The sequence below is a fragment of the Cognatundibacterium aquatile genome (assembly GCF_014699135.1).
GTDB lineage: Bacteria > Pseudomonadota > Gammaproteobacteria > Burkholderiales > Burkholderiaceae_D > Undibacterium > Undibacterium aquatile.
Genome location: NZ_JACOFT010000001.1, coordinates 574,396 through 594,628, shown reverse-complemented (window position 1 = coordinate 594,628; position 20,233 = coordinate 574,396). Strand labels below are relative to the sequence as shown.

29 protein-coding genes are annotated in these 20,233 nt (G+C 48.0%); 3 read left to right on the top strand and 26 right to left on the bottom strand.

From position 1 onward, the window contains the following. Nucleotides 1–9: 9 nt before the first annotated feature. The 26 genes from secY to rpsL all read right to left on the bottom strand — a co-directional run bounded on the left by secY (nt 10) and on the right by rpsL (nt 15,620). A complete protein-coding gene (secY, locus tag H8K26_RS02715; RefSeq protein ID WP_190477132.1) occupies nt 10–1,347 on the bottom strand; it encodes a preprotein translocase subunit SecY in 1,338 nt (445 codons plus the stop codon). Between the two features lie 25 nt (nt 1,348–1,372). Next, a complete protein-coding gene (rplO, locus tag H8K26_RS02710; RefSeq protein WP_186884639.1) occupies nt 1,373–1,804 on the bottom strand; it encodes a 50S ribosomal protein L15 in 432 nt (143 codons plus the stop codon). Nucleotides 1,805–1,832: 28 nt separating this feature from the next. Beyond that, a complete protein-coding gene (rpmD, locus tag H8K26_RS02705; RefSeq protein ID WP_186884638.1) occupies nt 1,833–2,012 on the bottom strand; it encodes a 50S ribosomal protein L30 in 180 nt (59 codons plus the stop codon). A 10-nt stretch (nt 2,013–2,022) separates the two neighbouring features. After that, nucleotides 2,023–2,541: a 30S ribosomal protein S5 gene (gene rpsE, locus H8K26_RS02700; protein WP_110255927.1), complete on the bottom strand. Its 519-nt coding sequence runs from the start codon at nt 2,539–2,541 to the stop codon at nt 2,023–2,025. 12 nt (nt 2,542–2,553) lie between these two features. After that, nucleotides 2,554–2,916, bottom strand: coding sequence for a 50S ribosomal protein L18 (gene rplR / locus H8K26_RS02695; RefSeq protein WP_186884637.1), 363 nt, complete (start codon nt 2,914–2,916; stop codon nt 2,554–2,556). 12 nt (nt 2,917–2,928) lie between these two features. After that, a complete protein-coding gene (gene rplF / locus H8K26_RS02690; protein WP_186884636.1) occupies nt 2,929–3,462 on the bottom strand; it encodes a 50S ribosomal protein L6 in 534 nt (177 codons plus the stop codon). Between the two features lie 10 nt (nt 3,463–3,472). Further along, the gene (rpsH, locus tag H8K26_RS02685) at nt 3,473–3,868 is read right to left on the bottom strand and encodes a 30S ribosomal protein S8 (RefSeq protein ID WP_186884635.1); all 396 of its coding nucleotides are present in this window, start codon (nt 3,866–3,868) and stop codon (nt 3,473–3,475) included. A 14-nt stretch (nt 3,869–3,882) separates the two neighbouring features. Beyond that, a complete protein-coding gene (gene rpsN / locus H8K26_RS02680; RefSeq protein ID WP_186884634.1) occupies nt 3,883–4,188 on the bottom strand; it encodes a 30S ribosomal protein S14 in 306 nt (101 codons plus the stop codon). A 7-nt stretch (nt 4,189–4,195) separates the two neighbouring features. Further along, complete coding sequence (gene rplE, locus H8K26_RS02675; RefSeq protein ID WP_186884633.1) at nt 4,196–4,735, bottom strand: 50S ribosomal protein L5; 540 nt, start codon at nt 4,733–4,735, stop codon at nt 4,196–4,198. 4 nt (nt 4,736–4,739) lie between these two features. After that, a complete protein-coding gene (gene rplX, locus H8K26_RS02670) occupies nt 4,740–5,054 on the bottom strand; it encodes a 50S ribosomal protein L24 (RefSeq protein WP_186884632.1) in 315 nt (104 codons plus the stop codon). A 9-nt stretch (nt 5,055–5,063) separates the two neighbouring features. After that, complete coding sequence (gene rplN / locus H8K26_RS02665) at nt 5,064–5,432, bottom strand: 50S ribosomal protein L14 (RefSeq protein ID WP_006464924.1); 369 nt, start codon at nt 5,430–5,432, stop codon at nt 5,064–5,066. A gap of 239 nt (nt 5,433–5,671) precedes the next feature. Next, nucleotides 5,672–5,944 carry a 30S ribosomal protein S17 gene (rpsQ, locus tag H8K26_RS02660; protein ID WP_186884631.1) on the bottom strand — a complete coding sequence of 91 codons (273 nt, stop codon included), beginning with the start codon at nt 5,942–5,944 and terminating at the stop codon, nt 5,672–5,674. Then, nucleotides 5,944–6,135, bottom strand: a complete 192-nt coding sequence (gene rpmC, locus H8K26_RS02655) for a 50S ribosomal protein L29 (protein ID WP_186884630.1) — start codon at nt 6,133–6,135, stop codon at nt 5,944–5,946. The genes rpsQ and rpmC overlap by 1 nt, the downstream gene beginning before the upstream one ends. A 13-nt stretch (nt 6,136–6,148) precedes the next feature. Further along, the gene (rplP, locus tag H8K26_RS02650) at nt 6,149–6,568 is read right to left on the bottom strand and encodes a 50S ribosomal protein L16 (RefSeq protein ID WP_186884629.1); all 420 of its coding nucleotides are present in this window, start codon (nt 6,566–6,568) and stop codon (nt 6,149–6,151) included. A gap of 2 nt (nt 6,569–6,570) precedes the next feature. After that, on the bottom strand, nt 6,571–7,395 hold the full coding sequence (rpsC, locus tag H8K26_RS02645; RefSeq protein WP_186884628.1) for a 30S ribosomal protein S3: 825 nt from the start codon (nt 7,393–7,395) through the stop codon (nt 6,571–6,573). A gap of 9 nt (nt 7,396–7,404) precedes the next feature. Beyond that, entirely contained in the window at nt 7,405–7,737 is a 333-nt protein-coding gene (gene rplV, locus H8K26_RS02640) for a 50S ribosomal protein L22 (protein ID WP_186884627.1), read from the bottom strand. Nucleotides 7,738–7,743: 6 nt separating this feature from the next. Beyond that, nucleotides 7,744–8,019 carry a 30S ribosomal protein S19 gene (rpsS, locus tag H8K26_RS02635; RefSeq protein ID WP_124574225.1) on the bottom strand — a complete coding sequence of 92 codons (276 nt, stop codon included), beginning with the start codon at nt 8,017–8,019 and terminating at the stop codon, nt 7,744–7,746. A gap of 10 nt (nt 8,020–8,029) precedes the next feature. Beyond that, nucleotides 8,030–8,857 (bottom strand): 50S ribosomal protein L2, encoded by an 828-nt coding sequence (rplB, locus tag H8K26_RS02630; RefSeq protein WP_186884626.1) that lies wholly within the window; start codon nt 8,855–8,857, stop codon nt 8,030–8,032. A gap of 2 nt (nt 8,858–8,859) precedes the next feature. Beyond that, nucleotides 8,860–9,174, bottom strand: coding sequence for a 50S ribosomal protein L23 (gene rplW / locus H8K26_RS02625; protein ID WP_186884625.1), 315 nt, complete (start codon nt 9,172–9,174; stop codon nt 8,860–8,862). Continuing rightward, nucleotides 9,171–9,794 carry a 50S ribosomal protein L4 gene (gene rplD, locus H8K26_RS02620; protein WP_186884624.1) on the bottom strand — a complete coding sequence of 208 codons (624 nt, stop codon included), beginning with the start codon at nt 9,792–9,794 and terminating at the stop codon, nt 9,171–9,173. The genes rplW and rplD overlap by 4 nt, the downstream gene beginning before the upstream one ends. A gap of 3 nt (nt 9,795–9,797) precedes the next feature. Continuing rightward, nucleotides 9,798–10,454, bottom strand: coding sequence for a 50S ribosomal protein L3 (rplC, locus tag H8K26_RS02615; protein WP_186884623.1), 657 nt, complete (start codon nt 10,452–10,454; stop codon nt 9,798–9,800). Nucleotides 10,455–10,670: 216 nt separating this feature from the next. Next, nucleotides 10,671–10,988, bottom strand: a complete 318-nt coding sequence (gene rpsJ, locus H8K26_RS02610; protein WP_110255911.1) for a 30S ribosomal protein S10 — start codon at nt 10,986–10,988, stop codon at nt 10,671–10,673. A 130-nt stretch (nt 10,989–11,118) separates the two neighbouring features. Then, nucleotides 11,119–12,309 (bottom strand): elongation factor Tu, encoded by a 1,191-nt coding sequence (tuf, locus tag H8K26_RS02605; protein ID WP_186896239.1) that lies wholly within the window; start codon nt 12,307–12,309, stop codon nt 11,119–11,121. A gap of 78 nt (nt 12,310–12,387) precedes the next feature. After that, nucleotides 12,388–14,493: an elongation factor G gene (gene fusA / locus H8K26_RS02600; RefSeq protein ID WP_186886133.1), complete on the bottom strand. Its 2,106-nt coding sequence runs from the start codon at nt 14,491–14,493 to the stop codon at nt 12,388–12,390. 128 nt (nt 14,494–14,621) lie between these two features. Continuing rightward, nucleotides 14,622–15,092 carry a 30S ribosomal protein S7 gene (rpsG, locus tag H8K26_RS02595; RefSeq protein ID WP_162039546.1) on the bottom strand — a complete coding sequence of 157 codons (471 nt, stop codon included), beginning with the start codon at nt 15,090–15,092 and terminating at the stop codon, nt 14,622–14,624. A gap of 144 nt (nt 15,093–15,236) precedes the next feature. Continuing rightward, the gene (gene rpsL / locus H8K26_RS02590) at nt 15,237–15,620 is read right to left on the bottom strand and encodes a 30S ribosomal protein S12 (protein ID WP_186886132.1); all 384 of its coding nucleotides are present in this window, start codon (nt 15,618–15,620) and stop codon (nt 15,237–15,239) included. Between the two features lie 426 nt (nt 15,621–16,046). On the opposite strand from rpsL, the gene H8K26_RS02585 reads away from it, so the two are divergent. The 3 genes from H8K26_RS02585 to H8K26_RS02575 all read left to right on the top strand — a co-directional run bounded on the left by H8K26_RS02585 (nt 16,047) and on the right by H8K26_RS02575 (nt 20,232). Beyond that, nucleotides 16,047–18,002, top strand: coding sequence for a phosphoethanolamine transferase (locus H8K26_RS02585; RefSeq protein WP_317889235.1), 1,956 nt, complete (start codon nt 16,047–16,049; stop codon nt 18,000–18,002). 323 nt (nt 18,003–18,325) lie between these two features. After that, on the top strand, nt 18,326–19,450 hold the full coding sequence (locus H8K26_RS02580; RefSeq protein WP_190477130.1) for an MlaE family ABC transporter permease: 1,125 nt from the start codon (nt 18,326–18,328) through the stop codon (nt 19,448–19,450). Further along, nucleotides 19,450–20,232 carry an ABC transporter ATP-binding protein gene (locus tag H8K26_RS02575; RefSeq protein ID WP_186896281.1) on the top strand — a complete coding sequence of 261 codons (783 nt, stop codon included), beginning with the start codon at nt 19,450–19,452 and terminating at the stop codon, nt 20,230–20,232. The genes H8K26_RS02580 and H8K26_RS02575 overlap by 1 nt, the downstream gene beginning before the upstream one ends. The last annotated feature ends 1 nt before the right edge of the window (nt 20,233 follow it).

Below are 20,233 nucleotides of genomic sequence, written 5' to 3'. Positions count from 1 at the left end.
TTCAGCAAATTACCGCGAAGGAATCCCGCCCTTGAAATTTGCTTTACGAAGCAGCGACTCGTATTGCTGCGACATGACATAGTTTTGCACCTGAGCCATAAAATCCATGGTCACCACTACGATAATCAGCAGGGATGTACCACCGAAGTAGAAAGGAACTTTCCATTTGGCAATCAAAAATTCAGGTAACAAACAGACTAGCGTGATATAAACCGCACCAGCCAACGTCAATCGCATCAAAATTTTGTCGATATAGCGGGCAGTCTGATCGCCTGGACGTATTCCAGGGACAAACGCTCCACTCTTCTTCAAATTATCAGCTGTTTCTTTGCTGTTGAATACCAAAGCGGTATAAAAGAAGCAAAAGAAAATAATCGCAGCAGCGTACAACAACGCATGAATAGGCTCGCCTGGCGCCATTGATGCAGCCAGATCTTTCAAGAACGTAATAAACCCGCTCGTTGAAGAATCTGCACCCTTGGTGAACCAGCTGGTAATCGTCGCTGGGAATAAAATGATCGATGAAGCAAAAATCGGAGGAATTACACCAGCCATATTCAACTTCAGCGGCAAATGACTGCTTTGCCCGCCATACACTTTATTTCCGACCTGACGCTTCGCATAATTAACCAGAATCTTACGTTGGCCACGTTCCACAAATACCACCAGAAACGTCACAGCTACCGCAATAACACAGATCAACAATACTGACGCAGGATGCATAGAACCAGTACGAACCAACTCAAACAAACTTACCAAGGCACCTGGCAAACCAGCAGCAATACCGGCGAAGATAATGATAGAAATACCGTTACCTAAACCGCGCTCAGTGATTTGTTCGCCCAGCCACATCAAAAACATCGTACCAGTCACCAATGACACTACAGTAGTGAATCTGAAAGCGAGGCCGGGATCAATAACGAGCCCTGGCTGCGCCTCCAGACCAAACGCAATGAAATATGCCTGCACTGTCGCCAGTAACAAAGTTCCATAACGTGTGTACTGAGTAATTTTTCTGCGACCGGATTCACCTTCTTTTTTCAGTGCTTCCAGTTGCGGAGAAACGATAGACATCAGTTGCATGATGATCGATGCCGAGATATACGGCATGATGCCGAGTGCAAACACGGTGAACCGTGACAATGCACCACCGGAGAACATATTAAACATCCCCAAGATACCACCTTGGTTTTGCTTAAACAGATCTGCCAATGCAGTTGGATCTATACCTGGAACAGGTACATGAGCACCAATCCGATAGACAACCAATGCTGCAAGCAGGAACCAGAGTCGCCCCCAGGGAAATCCGCTTGCTGCACTTTTAGCTTGTTGTGGAGATGTTGCCAATTATTGCTCCGGTGTCTGCAGTGAATTAAGCGATCGTACCGCCAGCAGCTTCGATTGCAGCTTTAGCGCCTTTTGTGACGATCAAGCCGTTCAAAGTTACTTTCTTAGTAATCGCACCAGACAAGATCACACGAACTACACGTGCGAGCTCAGAAACAACACCAGCTTGTTTTAAAGCAAGGATGTCAATTTCAGTGACTGGCAAATTTTCCAAGTCTGTCAGACGAACTTCTGCTTTGTACGGTGTTGCCAGTGATTTAAAACCACGTTTTGGCAAGCGACGTTGCAAAGGCATCTGACCGCCTTCGAAACCGACTTTATGAAAGCCGCCGGAACGAGATTTTTGACCTTTATGGCCGCGACCCGCTGTCTTACCCAAACCTGAGCCGATACCACGACCAACACGACGTTTGTAGTGTTTAGCGCCATCAGCAGGTTGTATGTTATTCAATTCCATAATTTGCTCCGAACATAAGTCTGACGACTTACGCTACAACCTTCACAAGATACGAGACTTTATTGATCATGCCGCGTACTGCTGGCGTGTCTTGCAATTCAGAAACTGAATTAACACGACGCAGACCCAGACCACGCACGGTAGCACGGTGATCCTGGCGTGTGCCGATCAGACCTTTGACCAATTGCACTTTTACTGTCTTAGTCATCGCGCTCTCCTTAACCGAGGATTTCTTCAACGGTCTTGCCACGCTTTGCAGCGATTTCAGATGGAGTACTCATCTTAGCCAGACCATTCAAAGTTGCACGAACCATGTTGTAAGGATTTGTTGAGCCGTTGGATTTAGCAACAACATTAACAATACCCATTACTTCAAAAATCGCGCGCATTGGACCACCAGCGATAACGCCAGTACCTTCTTTTGCAGGAGAAATCATGACGGAAGACGCGCCGTGCTTACCAGTAACGGTGTGTTGCAAAGTACCGTTTTTCAAAGTCACTTTGATCATCTTACGACGTGCTTCTTCCATCGCTTTTTGTACGGCAACAGGAACTTCTTTCGACTTACCTTTGCCCATACCGATACGGCCATCGCCGTCGCCTACAACTGTCAATGCAGCGAAGCCCATGATACGACCACCCTTAACCACCTTGGTTACACGGTTGATCGCGATCATTTTTTCGCGCATGCCATCATCCGGCTTGTCGGCTGCTGTTTTTGCTTGCATTTTTGCCATGACAAATTTTCCTTAGAACTTCAAGCCAGCTTCACGGGCAGCTTCTGCAAGCGCCTTGATGCGGCCATGGTAACGGAAACCGGAGCGGTCAAACGCAACTTCGGTAACCCCTGCTTTGATTGCCTTCTCTGCTACACGCTTGCCGATCAAAGTCGCGGCTGTGGTGTTGCCACCAGCTCCGGACTTGCCAGCCAATTCTGCACGTACTTCCGCCTCTACGGTGGAAGCCGACGCCAACACTTTGGCGTCTGGGCCAATAATGTTTGCGTAGATGTGCAGGTTGGTGCGATGCACGGCCAGGCGGTTCACTTTGAGTTCTGCGATCTTGGCACGGGTTTGACGTGCGCGGCGCAGACGTGATTGTTTCTTGTCCATCGTCAACCCCTATTACTTCTTCTTGGTTTCTTTAATCACAACCACTTCGTCCGCATAACGGACACCCTTGCCTTTATAAGGCTCTGGGCTGCGGTATGCACGGACTTCAGCTGCCACCTGACCTACTACCTGTTTATTAACACCTTTAATCAGGATTTCAGTAGGAGTTGGCGTAGCACAAGAAATACCTTCTGGCATTTGATGTACGACTGGATGTGAAAAACCTAAAGACAAATTCAACTTATCACCCTGAGCTTGCGCTTTGTAACCAACGCCGACCAAAGTGAGTTTTCTTTCAAAGCCTTTAGTAACACCGGTAACCATGTTATTGACCAAGGCACGTAAAGTACCAGTCATTGCATTAGCTTCACGGCCATCATTGGCTGGTGAAAAACTCAAAGTGCCGTTATCGTTCGCAACTTTCACTAAGCCATTGAGGCTTTGTGTCTGCACGCCCATAGGACCTTTTACTGTAATCTGCTCTGCTGAAATTGCAACTTCTGCACCGGCCGGCAAAGCGATTGGCATCTTACCTACTCGAGACATCTTTCACTCCTTAGGCGACGTAGCAAATTACTTCGCCACCGACACCGGTTGCGCGCGCTTTGCGGTCAGTCATGACGCCTTTTGGTGTAGAAACAATCGCTACACCCAAACCGTTCATCACATTTGGAATCTCGTCTTTACCTTTGTAAATACGAAGACCTGGACGTGAAACACGTTCCAAACGTTCAATAACTGGACGTCCTGCATAATATTTCAAGCCGATTTTTAATTCGGACTTCCCTGCAGTTTCTAAAACTGCGAAATCTTCAATGTAACCTTCGTCTTTAAGTACGTTTGCAATTGCAATCTTTACTTTAGAGGACGGCATCGCAACAACAGTTTTTTGAACAACTTGTGCGTTACGAATGCGGGTCAGCATATCGGCGATAGGATCGCTCATACTCATTGCTTATTCTCCTATTACCAGCTGGCTTTAGTCATACCCGGGATTTCACCACGCATGGCGACTTCACGGAGTTTAATACGGCCCAAACCGAATTTACGGAATGTGCCACGCGGACGACCTGTCAAAGCGCAACGATTACGCTGACGTGTCGGATTAGAATTACGTGGCAAAGCCTGCAACTTCAGACGAGCAACATAACGCTCTTCTTCAGTCTTTGATTGGTCATCAACGATGGCCTTCAATTCGGCGCGCTTACCAGCGAATTTCTTCACCAAGTCTGCACGCTTTTGCTCACGATTAATCAGTGCCAGTTTTGCCATGGCGACCTCAGTTTCTGAACGGAAATTTAAATGCGGCGAGGAGTGCTTTCGCTTCTTCGTCGGTCTTTGCGGTTGTCGTGATACTGATATTCATACCACGCAATGCGTCGATCTTGTCGTACTCGATTTCAGGGAAAATGATTTGTTCCTTGACACCGATATTGTAGTTACCACGACCATCAAACGCACGACCAGAAACACCACGGAAGTCACGTACGCGAGGCAAAGCCACGGTAATGAAACGATCCAGGAATTCATACATCTGAGCGCCACGCAAAGTAACCATACAGCCGATTGGATAACCTTCACGGATTTTAAAACCTGCGATCGCTTTACGAGCTTTGGTCACAACTGGCTTCTGGCCTGCGATTTTCGTCAAGTCACCAACTGCATGCTCGATAATCTTTTTATCTGCAACTGCTTCAGACAAACCCATGTTCAGGGTGATTTTCAAGATACGTGGAACTTCCATGCTTGACTTGTAAGCGTACTTTTCAGTCAATTCACCGACGATTTTTTCTTTATATAATGCTTGTAGACGGGCCATGATGTTATGCCTTCACAACTTCGCCAGTCGACTTGTAGATACGGACTTTCTTACCATCCACTACCTTGAAGCCTACACGGTCTGCTTTGCCAGATGCAGCATTGAACAACGCCACATTGGAAACATGAATCGGCATCAATTTATCAACGATGCCACCAACTGCGCCAGTCATTGGGTTTGGCTTAACCGCTTTTTTAGCGACATTAATACCAGCAACAACAACGTAATCACTATCGATGCATGATTGCACCTGACCGCGCTTACCTTTGTCTTTACCCGTCAAGACGATGACTTCGTCGTTTTTACGAATTTTATTCATCACGACTCCTTACAGCACTTCTGGAGCCAAAGACACGATTTTCATAAAGCGCTCAGTACGCAGTTCGCGTGTCACTGGGCCGAAAATACGAGTGCCGATAGGCTCAAGCTTTGCATTCAACAATACTGCAGCATTGCCATCAAATTTGACCAACGAGCCATCTTGACGACGAACACCCTTAGCTGTTCTCACAACCACGGCGTTGTAAATTTCACCTTTTTTTACACGACCGCGCGGAGCAGCAGATTTCACAGTGACTTTAATTACATCACCGATACCCGCATAACGACGCTTGGAACCGCCCAACACTTTAATGCACAGAACTTCACGCGCACCAGTATTGTCAGCCACTTCCAGCCGGCTTTCTGTTTGAATCATAATGTTCTCTTTCCCAACTTAATCCACACAACTTACACAATGCAAGCTTGTAGTCAGTCTTGGTCCTGCCAGCCAACCCCTACATAACCTGCAATGCACGAGCCAACTGATTAGGTGGACGATTTTTTAACCACTTTCACAACGAGAGGGTGTTGCGAAAGACATTTAGGCTGTCATTTACTTACTACGCAAATGACAGCCCATCATTATTACATCAAAAAATTTTTTGTGCAATAACTTTATACGACTTGTGCTACTTGAACCACACGAGTCAATGTCCAAGCTTTAGTCTTGGAAATTGGGCGACCCTCTTGGATTTCAACTGTGTCGCCAGCTTTTGCCTGGTTAGCTTCATCGTGTGCATGGTACTTTGCAGTACGTACGATGATCTTGCCATACAAAGGATGTTTAACGTGACGTTCAACCAGTACTGTGACTGTTTTGTCCATCTTGTCAGACACAACCTTGCCAATCAATGTGCGCTTCAGAGCCACTTTAACTTGATCGTTCATTATTTGGCATCCTTCTGATTCATGACGGTTTTAACGCGTGCGATGTCGCGACGAACTTTTTTCAACTGTGAAGTATTAGTCAGTTGCTGTGTAGCGATTTGCATACGCAGGCTGAATTGTGCCTTCAACAGATCATTCAGTTCTTTCGTCAAAGCTGCAGAGTCTTTGCCTTGGAGTTCAGATACTTTCATTTACAACTCCCTATTAAGTGCCGACTTGACGTACGACAAACGTTGTCAACAATGGTAATTTGGCAGCTGCCAAGCGGAACGCTTCACGCGCCAGCGCTTCATCAACGCCATCCATTTCGTACAACATTTTGCCTGGTTGAATCTCGGCAACGTAGTACTCAGGATTACCTTTACCATTACCCATACGAACCTCTGCAGGCTTCTGGGAAATTGGCTTGTCCGGGAAAACGCGGATCCAGATACGACCACCGCGCTTGATATGACGAGTCATTGCACGACGCGCCGCTTCAATCTGACGCGCTGTGATACGACCACGGCCAACCGCTTTCAAGCCAAACTCACCGAAGGAAACAGCTGTACCACGAGTATGCGAAATACCCTTGTTACGGCCTTTTTGCTCCTTACGATATTTTCTGCGTGCTGGTTGCAGCATGATTATTCTCCTGCTTTCTCAGCTGGTGCAGCATCAGCTTTTGCGCGTACACGCTTAGCTGGAGCTGCTGCGCCAGATGTATTTTGCCCTTCAGGACGTTTAGCACGTGGACGGCTGCTCGGCTTGCCATCGTCACGACGTGGGCCACGACGTTTTTTGTCGTCTTCCGGAGTCGATTCGATCACAGGCGCATCGCCATTTGCTAAACGGTCACCTTTGTAGACCCACACTTTTACGCCAATAATGCCGTAAGTTGTGGATGCTTCGCCAAAACCGTAGTCGATATCAGCACGCAAAGTATGCAGAGGCACGCGGCCTTCGCGATACCATTCTTTACGAGCGATTTCGATACCGTTCAAACGACCACCGGACATGATCTTGATACCTTGAGCGCCGAGACGCATTGCATTCTGCATCGCACGTTTCATCGCGCGGCGGAACATAATACGTTTTTCGAGCTGCTGAGCAATAGAGTCAGCGATCAATTGCGCATCGATTTCTGGCTTGCGAATTTCTTCGATGTTGACGTGAACTGGCACGCCCATCATTTTCGACAAGTCAGCTTTCAATACTTCAATGTCTTCGCCTTTTTTACCGATCACAACACCTGGACGGGAGCTGTAAATGGTAATACGTGCGTTTTTCGCAGGACGCTCAATAACGATGCGGCCTACAGACGCGTTTTTCAGTTTTTTCTTCAGGTATTCACGTACCTTCAGATCTTCACCGAGCATAGAAGCAAAGTTACCATTGCCTGCATACCAACGGGAAGACCAGTTACGCGTTACCGCCAGACGAAAACCGGTTGGATGTATCTTCTGTCCCATCGTGACTCCTTAGTTACCAACAGTCACGTAGATGTGACAGGATTGTTTAGAGATACGATCACCACGACCTTTAGCGCGTGCTGTGAAGCGCTTCAGGATCGCACCTTTTTCGACATAGATACTCTTTACTTTCAACTCATCGATATCTGCGCCATCATTGTGTTCAGCGTTTGCAATTGCAGACTCCAACACTTTCTTGATGATTGCAGCACCTTTTTTAGGGCTGAAGGCCAGGATATTCAATGCCTGATCAACTTTTTTACCACGGATCAGGTCTGCCACGAGGCGACCTTTTTGCTCGGACAGACGCACACCGCGAAGATTAGCTTTAGTTTCCATCATCGGTCCTTATTTCTTAGCCTTTTTGTCGGCAGCGTGACCCTTGAACGTACGGGTCAGCGCGAATTCGCCGAGCTTGTGACCAACCATGTTTTCGGAAACATAAACTGGTACGTGTTGCTTACCGTTATGAACCGCAATGGTCAAACCGATGAAGTCCGGCATAATTGTCGAACGACGGGACCAAGTCTTGATTGGTTTCTTGTCTTTATTTGCCTGAGCAGCTTCGACTTTCTTCACCAGATGAGCGTCGCAAAACGGCCCTTTTTTCAATGAACGTGTCATGTTTTATCCCTTATTTCTTACCACGGCGTGAGACGATCATCGAAGTAGTACGCTTGTTGCGACGTGTCTTCTTACCCTTGGTCTGTTGACCCCATGGAGAAACTGGATGACGGCCTGCTGCAGTTTTACCTTCACCACCACCGTGAGGATGGTCAACCGGATTCATTACCACACCGCGAACGGTAGGACGAATACCACGCCAACGCATCGCACCAGCTTTACCAATCTTACGCAGATTGTGTTCGCCGTTACCAACTTCACCGACGGTTGCGCGGCATTCGATATGAATACGACGAACTTCGCCAGAACGCAGACGAACTTGAGCGTAAGTACCTTCGCGCGCCATCAGAACGACACCAGCACCAGCTGTACGTGCAATCTGCGCGCCTTTTCCTGGCAGCATCTCTACGCAATGCATAGTTGTACCGACTGGAATGTTGCGGATAGGCAAGCAGTTACCAGATTTGATCGGGGCTTGTGAGCCACTGATCAATTGATCGCCTACTGCAACACCTTTAGGAGCGATGATGTATGCACGTTCACCATCCGCGTAACACAACAAAGCGATGTGTGCTGTACGGTTAGGATCGTATTCAATACGTTCAACTTTTGCAGGAATACCATCTTTGTTGCGTTTAAAGTCAACAACACGGTAATGCTGCTTATGACCACCACCGATGTGGCGGGTAGTGATGTGACCGTTGTTATTACGGCCAGCAGTTTTGGATTTCTTTTCCAACAAAGCAGCGAACGGACGACCTTTGAACAGGCCTTCAGTTACCACTTTCACCATACCACGACGACCTGGTGAGGTTGGCTTCATCTTAACGAGTGCCATTATTATGCCCCCTCAGTGAAGTTGATTTCCTGACCTGGCTTCAAGCAGACAAAAGCACGTTTTGTATGGTTGCGGCGGCCAGTAAATCTACCGGTACGTTTTTGTTTACCTTGACGATTTGCCACTTGTACAGATTCAACCTGAACCTTAAACAGCAATTCGACGGCAGCTTTAATTTCTGGCTTGGTTGCATCTGGAGTAACCAGGAAAACCACTTGCTCATTCTTTTCAGCAACCATCGTTGCTTTTTCAGAAATCACAGGAGCCAGCAACACCTTCATCAGGCGCTCTTCACTATGTTTGATTAATGCACTCATGCCAGCATCTCCTCAATCTTTGCCAGTGCTGGCTTGGTGATCAACACTTTCTTGTAGAACACCAAAGAAACTGGATCAGCGTAACGTGGCTCAACAACCAAAACATTTACCAGATTACGTGCTGCCAACATCAGATTTTCATTGAATTCGTCAGTGATAATCAGAACAGAATCCAGGCAACCCAATGCTTTGAGCTTTTCAGTCAACAACTTAGTCTTTGGAGCATCAACCGTTACAGCATCAACCACGCTCAAACGATCTTCACGAGCCAACTGAGAAAGGATAGAGCAGATACCTGCGCGATACATTTTCTTGTTAACTTTGTGAGAGAAATTCTCATCCGGGCTATTCGGGAATATACGACCACCGCCACGCCACAAAGGAGAAGAAGACATACCAGCACGTGCACGACCAGTACCTTTTTGACGCCAAGGTTTCTTGGTTGTGTGATGGACTTCTTCACGATCTTTTTGCTTGCGGTTACCGCTACGAGCATTTGCCTGATATGCAACAACAACCTGATGAATCAGAGCTTCGTTGTAATCACGACCGAAAATAGTGTCAGGAGCAGCAACATTCGCAGCAGCTTGACCTTGTTCGTTTAGGAGCTTCAGTTCCATGGATTAGGCTCCCTTCTTAGCTTTAACTTTAACAGCAGGAGATACAATCACCTGACCATTTTTTGCACCCGGCACAGCACCCTTCACCAGCAACAACTGACGCTCTGCATCAACGCGAGCGATTTCCAGATTTTGCACAGTGCGGTTAACGTCACCCAGATGACCAGTCATGCGCTTACCAGGGAAAACACGACCTGGATCCTGCGCCATACCGATAGAACCTGGAACATTATGGGAACGGGAGTTACCGTGAGTGGCGCGACCAGAAGCGAAGTGATGGCGCTTGATAGTACCGGCATAGCCTTTACCAATCGTCACACCTTGCACGTCAACTTTCTGACCAGCTTCGAACAAACCGACAGGCACAACATCACCAGCCTTCAGTTCAGAAGCTTTAGCAGCATCAACACGGAATTCTTTTAATACAGTACCAGCTTCAACACCTGCTTTTGCGAGGTGACCGGCAGCCGCTTTAGTTACGCGGGATGCACGGCGCTGACCGAAAGTAACCTGAACAGCAGAGTAACCGTCTGTTTCAGGAGTTTTGACTTGCGTCACGCGGTTGTTGGACACATCCAGAACAGTAACAGGAATTGAATCCCCGTCATCTGTAAAGATGCGCATCATGCCAACCTTGCGACCAACTAGGCCCAAGCTCATTATTTTCTCCATTCTCACCTACGATTGGGTGAGGCTGATGTTTAAAAAACTTAAACGAAAAGGTCAGCAAAAGCCGACCCACATTTAAGCCTTCGATTATAGCCCGCAAATTTTTTATTTACAAGGCAAATTATTTGAAAATTCGAAGAATTGTGGTATGTCAAATTTCTTCAATTATCTGATTTTTAATCAAATCAGATATTGATAAAAATCTGATTACTGCAATTTGATTTCAACATCAACACCAGCAGGCAAATCGAGCTTCATCAAAGCATCAACTGTCTTATCTGTTGGATCAACGATGTCCATCAGACGTTGGTGTGTACGAATTTCAAACTGATCACGGGAAGTTTTGTTCACGTGTGGTGAGCGCAGAACGTCAAAGCGTTGAATGCGAGTCGGCAAAGGTACAGGGCCTTTTACAACAGCGCCAGTGCGCTTTGCTGTTTCAACGATTTCCAAAGCGGATTGGTCGATCAATTTATAATCGAATGCTTTCAAACGAATGCGGATCTTTTGATTCTGTGTAGACATAACATTTCCTAAAGAACGAGCCACAAACTCAGTGAGAGTGGCATTTTTAACAAAGAGCGAATACTAAAAAAAAGCGGCTGTCGCTTAAAAAAACAGCGACAGCCGACTAGTGTACTACAAAATTACGAAATTACTCGATAATTTTAGCAACAACACCCGCACCAACAGTACGACCACCTTCACGGATAGCGAAACGGAGACCTTCTTCCATCGCGATCGGGTTGATCAGTTTGACTGTGATAGAGACGTTATCACCTGGCATGACCATTTCTTTGTCTGCTGGCAACTCGATCGAACCAGTTACGTCCGTTGTACGGAAGTAGAACTGTGGACGGTAGTTGTTGAAGAATGGTGTATGACGACCACCTTCATCTTTCGACAAAACGTAGATCTCGCCTGTGAAGTGGCTGTGTGGCTTGATTGAACCTGGTTTTGCCAACACTTGACCACGTTGGATGTCTTCGCGTTTTGTACCGCGCAACAAAACACCGACGTTGTCACCGGCTTGACCTTGATCCAGCAATTTGCGGAACATTTCAACGCCAGTACATGTTGTTTTAACTGTGTCTTTAATACCGACGATTTCGATCTCTTCGCCAACTTTGATGATACCGCGTTCGATACGACCAGTCACCACTGTACCGCGACCAGAGATGGAGAATACGTCTTCTACTGGCAACAGGAAAGCGCCGTCAACAGCACGTTCTGGTGTTGGGATGTAGGTGTCGAGTGCATCAGCCAGTTTCAGGATTGCTTCTTCACCCAATGGACCTTTGTCGCCTTCGAGCGCCAGTTTTGCGGAACCTTGGATGATAGGCAGATCGTCGCCTGGGAATTCATATTTGGACAGTAATTCACGTACTTCCATTTCAACGAGTTCCAGCAATTCAGCGTCATCAACCATGTCGCATTTGTTCAGGAAAACGATGATGTATGGAACGCCAACCTGGCGAGCCAACAGGATGTGCTCACGTGTTTGTGGCATTGGGCCGTCTGCTGCGGAGCAAACCAGAATCGCGCCGTCCATCTGAGCCGCACCAGTGATCATGTTTTTAACATAGTCAGCATGGCCTGGGCAGTCAACGTGAGCGTAGTGGCGTGTTGCTGTTTCGTATTCAACGTGGGCAGTATTAATTGTAATACCGCGTGCTTTTTCTTCTGGTGCTGCGTCGATTTCGTCGTATTTCTTCGCTTCGCCACCGAATTTTGCAGACAATACTGTTGCAATCGCTGCTGTCAATGTTGTTTTACCGTGATCAACGTGACCAATTGTACCTACGTTGACGTGCGGCTTGGTGCGTTCGAACTTACCTTTTGCCATTTTATTCTTCCTTCAAAAAGAACGATTTATCAATAAGATGCCTGCTCCAGGCAAGGAGCAGGCTTTTCAGATTACGAATTACTTAGCTTTGGATGTCACGATTGCGTCGATAACATTTTTCGGCGCTTCGGAGTAATGCTTGAATTCCATAGAGTACGTTGCGCGACCTTGTGTTGCGGAACGCAATGAAGTGGAATAACCAAACATTTCAGACAAAGGAACTTCAGCCTTAATGATCTTACCGCCACCACCAGCAACTTCATCCATACCCTGAACCATACCACGACGGGAGGACAAATCGCCCATGACCGTACCAGCATAATCTTCTGGCGTTTCAACTTCAACTGCCATCATTGGTTCCAGAATAACTGGACTTGCTTTGCGGCAGCCATCTTTAAACGCCATCGAACCCGCCATACGGAACGCGTTTTCGTTGGAGTCAACGTCATGGTAAGAACCGAAGAACAGAGTTACTTTAACGTCAACCACTGGGTAGCCAGCCAATACACCGGATGTCAGTGTTTCACGAACACCTTTTTCAACTGCAGGGATGTATTCGCGCGGAACGGTACCGCCTTTGATCGCGTCAACGAATTCAAAGCCTTTACCTGGTTCTTGTGGTTCAATTTTCAGAACAACGTGACCATACTGACCGCGACCACCGGATTGCTTAACGAATTTACCTTCGATTTCTTCGCAAGTTTTGCGAATAGTTTCGCGGTAAGCAACCTGCGGTTTACCAACTGTCGCTTCAACGTTGAATTCACGCTTCATACGATCAACGATAATATCCAGATGCAACTCACCCATACCGGCAATAATTGTCTGACCTGATTCTTCGTCAGTACGTACACGGAAAGATGGATCTTCAGCAGCCAGACGGTTCAGCGCCAAGCCCATTTTCTCTTGGTCAGCCTTTGTTTTTGGCTCAACAGCCTGAGAAATAACTGGCTCAGGGAAAACCATGCGTTCCAGAACGACAATCGCTTTATCATCACACAATGTATCACCAGTTGTTGTGTCTTTCAGACCAACAACCGCAGCGATGTCACCGGCAAGCATTTCTTTGATTTCTTCGCGCTGATTCGCATGCATCTGAACAATACGTCCGATACGTTCTTTTTTACCTTTGACAGAGTTATAAACTGTGTCGCCAGAATTCAAAGTACCGGAGTAGCAGCGGATAAAGCACAATTGACCAACGAATGGATCCGTTGCGATTTTGAACGCCAAAGCAGAGAATTTTTCATCATCTTTTGCCTGACGAACCACTGGCTCTTCATCTTCGTTTGTACCTGGTACCGGTGGAATATCCACTGGAGATGGCAGGAATTCAACAACCGCATCCAACATCGCCTGCACGCCTTTGTTTTTAAAGGCAGTACCGCACATCATCGGAACGATTTCACTCGCGATAGTACGCTGACGAATCGCCGCTTTGATTTCGGCTTCAGACAAATCACCTTCTTCAAGGTATTTGTTCATCAATTCTTCAGAGGCTTCAGCAGCTGCTTCCACCATGTTTTCGCGCCATTTCTTAGCATCAGCCAACAAATTCGCAGGGATCTCGCCGTATTCAAACTTCATACCTTGGGATGCTGTATCCCAGATAATCGCTTTCATTTTGACCAGATCGATAACGCCTTCGAACAAGTCCTCAGCACCGATAGGCACTTGCATAGGAATTGGGTTTGCCTTCAGGCGTGTGCGCATTTGCTCATACACTTTGAAGAAGTTCGCGCCAGTACGGTCCATCTTGTTGACGAATGCCAGACGAGGAACTTTGTACTTATTAGCCTGACGCCATACAGTTTCAGACTGAGGCTGAACGCCACCTACCGCACAGTAAACCATGCAGGCGCCATCGAGAACACGCATAGAACGTTCAACTTCAATAGTGAAGTCAACGTGACCTGGTGTATCGATAATATTGATATGGTGCGGCGCGAAATTATTCGCCATACCGCTCCAGAAGCAAGTTGTCGCTGCAGAAGTAATAGTAATACCGCGCTCTTGCTCTTGTTCCATCCAGTCCATGGTAGCAGCGCCATCATGCACTTCACCGATTTTGTGGTTGACACCGGTGTAGAACAGAACACGTTCTGTCGTCGTCGTTTTACCTGCATCAATGTGAGCCGAGATACCGATATTGCGGTAGCGCTCAATGGGGGTCTTACGGGCCATAGATAATCCTAAATCTTTTAATGGACAAAACCGAGCGCAATTTTTTGTGAAAATCGCGCCCGGCCTGATTCAAAATACTTGCCAGAACCATTGCATAATCATCATACAAAGGCTCCTTACTCTTACTCTTAGAAGCGGAAGTGAGAGAAGGCCTTGTTGGCTTCAGCCATACGATGAACTTCGTCACGCTTCTTCATTGCACCGCCGCGGCCTTCTGCGGCTTCTAACAACTCACCACCCAAACGTTGTGGCATGGATTTTTCACTACGCTTGTTTGCAGCTTCACGCAACCAACGCATAGACAAAGCCAGACGACGAACTGGACGCACTTCAACAGGCACCTGATAGTTCGCGCCACCAACACGGCGGGATTTTACTTCAACCAGTGGCTTGGCGTTGTTAATTGCCAATGCAAACACTTCCAGAGGATCTTTACCAGATTTTTGCTGGATGTGATCAAACGCACCGTAGATGATGCCTTCAGCAACAGACTTCTTGCCGGACAACATCAATACGTTAACAAATTTTGCTACTTCAACATTACCAAATTTTGGATCTGGCAATACGTCCCGTTTCGGGACCTCACGACGACGTGGCATTTCAATTCCTTTCAATCTTCAGTTGAGCATCGGGCAACAATTCACCTGACACTCGCGACAGGCCATCATAACCAGTCACTTACTCGGCTCATTCCGAACCGACACTGATCCGTAATACTTTACGGAGATTAAATTACGAGATAATTACTTCTTCACTGCCTTAGCGCGCTTAGAACCATATTTGGAACGAGCTTGCTTACGGTCTTTAACGCCTTGTGTATCCAAAGCACCGCGAACCATATGGTAACGAACACCTGGCAAATCCTTTACACGACCACCGCGCAGCAGGACTACGCTATGTTCTTGCAAGTTATGGCCTTCACCGCCAATGTACGAAATAACTTCGAAACCATTAGTCAGGCGAACTTTGGCAACTTTACGCAAAGCCGAGTTAGGCTTTTTTGGAGTTGTAGTATAAACGCGGGTGCAAACGCCACGTTTCTGCGGGCTGTTTTCCAGCGCCGGCGATTTGCTCTTAACCACTGCAGAAACACGTGGTTGGCGAATCAGTTGATTGATGGTTGGCATCGTTTTTAATCCAACAAAATACAACGTTAAACACAAACCCGGAAACGGTTGCCCGGGAACTAAAAATCATTTTTTACGTCCGAATTATTCAGACGAGCCCAATATCTGCCTGCTTTTTAAGCATATTTTTTCGCAAAAAACAGCTAGAAACATGTTGAAAACTGCAAACCCAAAATCGAGAACTCGCAATTTTATGTCGCCTGATCCAGCTATGTCAACGTTTTTCGTTGCGAAGCAGACTGCTCCGACTACTTCAATATGGCAAGTCAGGGTAGGAAATTTCCTTGAAAAATCAAGCATTCCCATGCTTTTTATTTAATTTTGTTTAAATTAATGCAGTATGTTGAAGTGATTTCGCTAATGGCCTCCACCAGCAGCGCCCCGTATTTTTGCAAATCATTTATATTGTCGACCTGAACTCTTTTAGTGACCATCCTATGTTGCGGTAAACGGCGACGTATCCGTCACACCGCAACAACCGCAAGCCAGCCTGCCACTATCCTGATGCGCTCTTTATTACGCCCAAGCCCTCTCTTTCTGTTATTGAGTTACCTGCTGCTCTCAGCGATTCCATTTTTTTCGCTGATGCTGGGCAAACCGGTAGAAAAAGGCTGGCAGCTGCTGGCGATGGAGGTCATCTGCTGGCCGATACTGTGGGCGGTCTTCAAGCATCCGCGCTGGTTTCATTTCCTGTTACTGCCGGCAATGCTGGCGATACCCATAGAGATTTATCTGCGCCTGTATTTCGGACAGAGCATTTCGACTCATCACCTGGGCATACTGCTAGAGACCAGCCCCAAAGAAGCGATTGAATTTCTGGGGCAAAAAATCTGGCTGCTGCTGTTTCTGACGCTGATGATTACAGCGTGGTGGTGGAGCCTGCTGAAAATTGCGCTGAACACGCCGGCGCTGCACTGGCAACATCCAAGCCGCTGGGCGTTGATCAGTATGGTGGCGATGGGGTTCTGCATCTGGGGTTACGGCGAATATGTTGGCGTCACTGCACCACCAGCATCAGCGTCAGCGGCAAGTAGCCATAGCGACGACGACAGCGACGGTGAGCCCGTTTCGGTCGCCAGTGCCAAGCCGATGGGCAAAGTGATTCCACTGGTTTGGCTGGAGCATCAACGACAGAAATTAAGCCACGCCCTTGGCCCGCTGCCGTCCTGGGCTCAAATACGTTACGACGAGGATGTCTTCACAAGTACCTGGCCATTCGGCCTCGCAGTGCGTATTGCTGACTTCTGGAGCGAACGTGGATATTTATCGAAGCTGTCTGAAAAAAGCCGCAACTTCCGCTTCAACGCCGCCCTCGAAGGCGATCCAAAGTTAGCGCAAACTATCGTCGTAGTGCTTGGAGAGTCATCGCGCTACGACCGCTGGAGCCTGAATGGCTACGAACGTGAAACGAATCCCTTGTTATCACTGGAAGACAATCTGGTCAGCTTCAGCGACATGATTACCGCCGTTGCTGCAACTCGCCTGTCGGTGCCTGTTATTGTGTCGCGCAAACCGGCGGCACAAAGCCTGAAGGCCGGTTTCTCTGAAAAATCCTTTCTGTCTGCGTTTAAAGAAGCGGGATTCAAAACCTTCTGGATATCGAACCAGATGAGCTTTGGTCAGTTCGACACGCCGATCTCAGTGTTCGCGAAAGAAGCCGATGTCACGCAATTTCTGAATCTCGGGGGCTTTACCAATAATTCCAGTTTCGATGACATCCTGCTCGACCCCATGAGCCGCGCGCTGAACGATGCCACACCGAAAAAACTGATCGTCTTACATACCTTGGGCAACCACTGGAATTACAGCCATCGCCACCCGAAAGAATACGACCACTGGAAACCATCGCTGTTCGGGGTCGATAACCCGGCCTATACTGACCTGAAGAATAAACCGGCACTCAACAACAGCTATGACAATTCAATTCTGTACACTGACTGGATATTGTCGGAAGTCATACAGCGCCTGAAGGCCAGCCAGCAAGTCACCTCGATGATGTATATCTCCGATCATGGGCAAACCTTGTATGACGGCACTTGCGGTCTGGCGTTTCATGGTCACAATACGCAATACGAATTTCACATCCCTGCCTTCATCTGGTATTCGGATGACTATCAGCAACTGTTTCCAGAAAAAATCCGCCAGCTCAAACGCCATCAGAAATTCCGTCTGTCAACAGAAAACGTGTTTCACACCTTGCTCGACATGGGCAATATCCGCTATCCCGACGAAAGGCTGAACTGGAGCATCCTCAGCCCGCAACTGGTTGCGCACACGCGCTATGTCGATAGTTACGGATGGTCTGATTACGATAATGCGACGCTGAAGGGAGATTGTCGCGAAGTGATTGATAAAAAAACGCCGGTACGGCAAGAGAAATAAGCGTTACACCAAGTGACAACACCGATGCAGCATCCCCGTTACGTGCCCATGCGCGCCTGTTGAGCACTAAATATACTGGGTGGAGTATATTTAAAAGCCCAATGTTTATGCTGAGAATAGCCCGATTTTTGAATATACTCCCCCTTAAAGCTCATTTTCACAGCAGAATAAAACCAGTTTTGCCAGCAAAGCATCTGACTTACGTCATCGCTAGCGGTCGAGCTCAGACGCCGATGGCGTATTTCTTTTAATGAAGATCAACCTCAGTCAATGTATGCTTTGCTTCATTGCAGCAAAACAGTTATCTCGTTTACACTGACGACATGCCCTCAGTTAGCCCTCCCACCCTGACCGTCAATCATGCAGATCAGACCACGATTAGCGTCGCTGGCGCGTGGCTGGTGCACGCTTTGTCCGAAGGTCACCGCTTGCATGATTTGCAGAAGGAGCTGACCAACCAGGGAAAGCGCGACGATATTCACTGGGATTTAAGCCAGATCAGTGCGCTCGATCATGTCGGTGCGCAGATATTGTGGCGCGCCTGGGGCAAGAAAAAGCCACAACATCTGTTACTGCAGCCGGTACATGAAGGTTTGTTTCAGCGTGTCGCAGAAGCCAGTCAGGTCAATCTGGTCAGCGCAAAACGCCCGCTCTTTTACGGCATCATGCAGTTGGGCGAGATCGTGCTTGGCTTCTTTGAGCACTTGTACGGCTTCAGCATCTTGCTCGGTCAACTGATGATCGATCTGGCTGGGTTTATACGCCACCCGCTGCGAGGCCCATGGAAAGAATTGTCAGCCAACCTTTATCGCATGGGTGCGCAGGCGCTGGGCATTACCGCGCTGGTCGGCATCCTGATAGGGATCGTGCTTTCTTATCTGTCGGCACAACAATTACTGACGTTCGGCGGCGATTTATTTATCGTCAATATTCTTGGCATGAGCATCATCCGCGAACTCGGCCCTTTGCTGGCGGCGATTCTGGTTGCTGGTCGTTCGGGCTCGGCCATCACGGCGCAGCTCGGCGTCATGCGGGTCACCGAAGAGCTCGATGCAATGCTGGTGATGGGCATACCGCATGGTTCGCGCCTGATCCTGCCCAAGGTGCTGGCACTGGCGATCGCCATGCCACTGCTGGTGATCTGGACGGATGTGATGGCACTGATAGGCGGGATGATTTCGGCACAAGCGCTACTCGGTATGAGCCCGGAATTTTTTGTCTATAAATTGCCGGATGCCGTGCCGCTGTTGAATTACTGGATAGGCTTGGGTAAAGGTGTTGCCTTCGGTATCCTGATTGCGTTGATTGCCTGCCATTATGGTTTGCGCATCAAACCGAATACGGAAAGTCTGGGGCACGGCACCACCAATTCCGTGGTGATTGCGATTACCGTCGTGATCATTGCCGATGCAATTTTTGCGATTATTTTCAGCAAAGTGGGCTATTGATGACGACCGATAACGTGATCGAAATTCAGGGTTTACGCACGCAGTTCGGGCGTGCCGTCGTCCACGATAATCTGGAATTATCGGTCAGGCGCGGTGAGATTTTGTCTATCGTCGGTGGTTCCGGCACCGGTAAAACCGTACTCGTGCGCCAGATGCTGGGGCTGGAAACACCACGTCGCGGCAGCATCAAAGTCTTCGGTGAAGACTTGCAGGTGTCCGACAGTCGTCATCTCGATTATCTGCGCAAACGTTCGGGCATGTTGTTCCAACATGGCGCTTTGTATTCGGCGCTGAGCGTGTTCGATAATATCGCCCAGCCGATGCGCGAACTCAAAAAATTGCCGGAATCGCTGATCACCGATCTGGTGTATCTGAAATTGCAGATGGTGAATATCGCCTTTGAACATGCACCGAAAATGCCGGCAGATTTATCCGGCGGCATGATCAAACGGATCGCGCTTGCTCGCGCTTTAGCACTCGACCCTGAATTATTGTTCCTTGACGAACCAACCGCCGGACTTGATCCGGATCGTTCCGACAGTTTCGTCGAACTGATACAGTCACTGCACCGGCAACTCTGCCTGACAGTCATCATGGTCACGCATGATCTCGACAGCCTGTTTGCACTGTCGAATCGTATTGCGGTGCTGGCTGAAAAAAAAGTCATCGTCGTCGGCACACCGCAAGAAGTCGTACGCTTCCAACATCCGTTCATCAGCAGCTTCTTCCTCGGTGGTCGCGGCAAACGCGCCATGGAAGTGCTGACACCCGCTACACCATAGG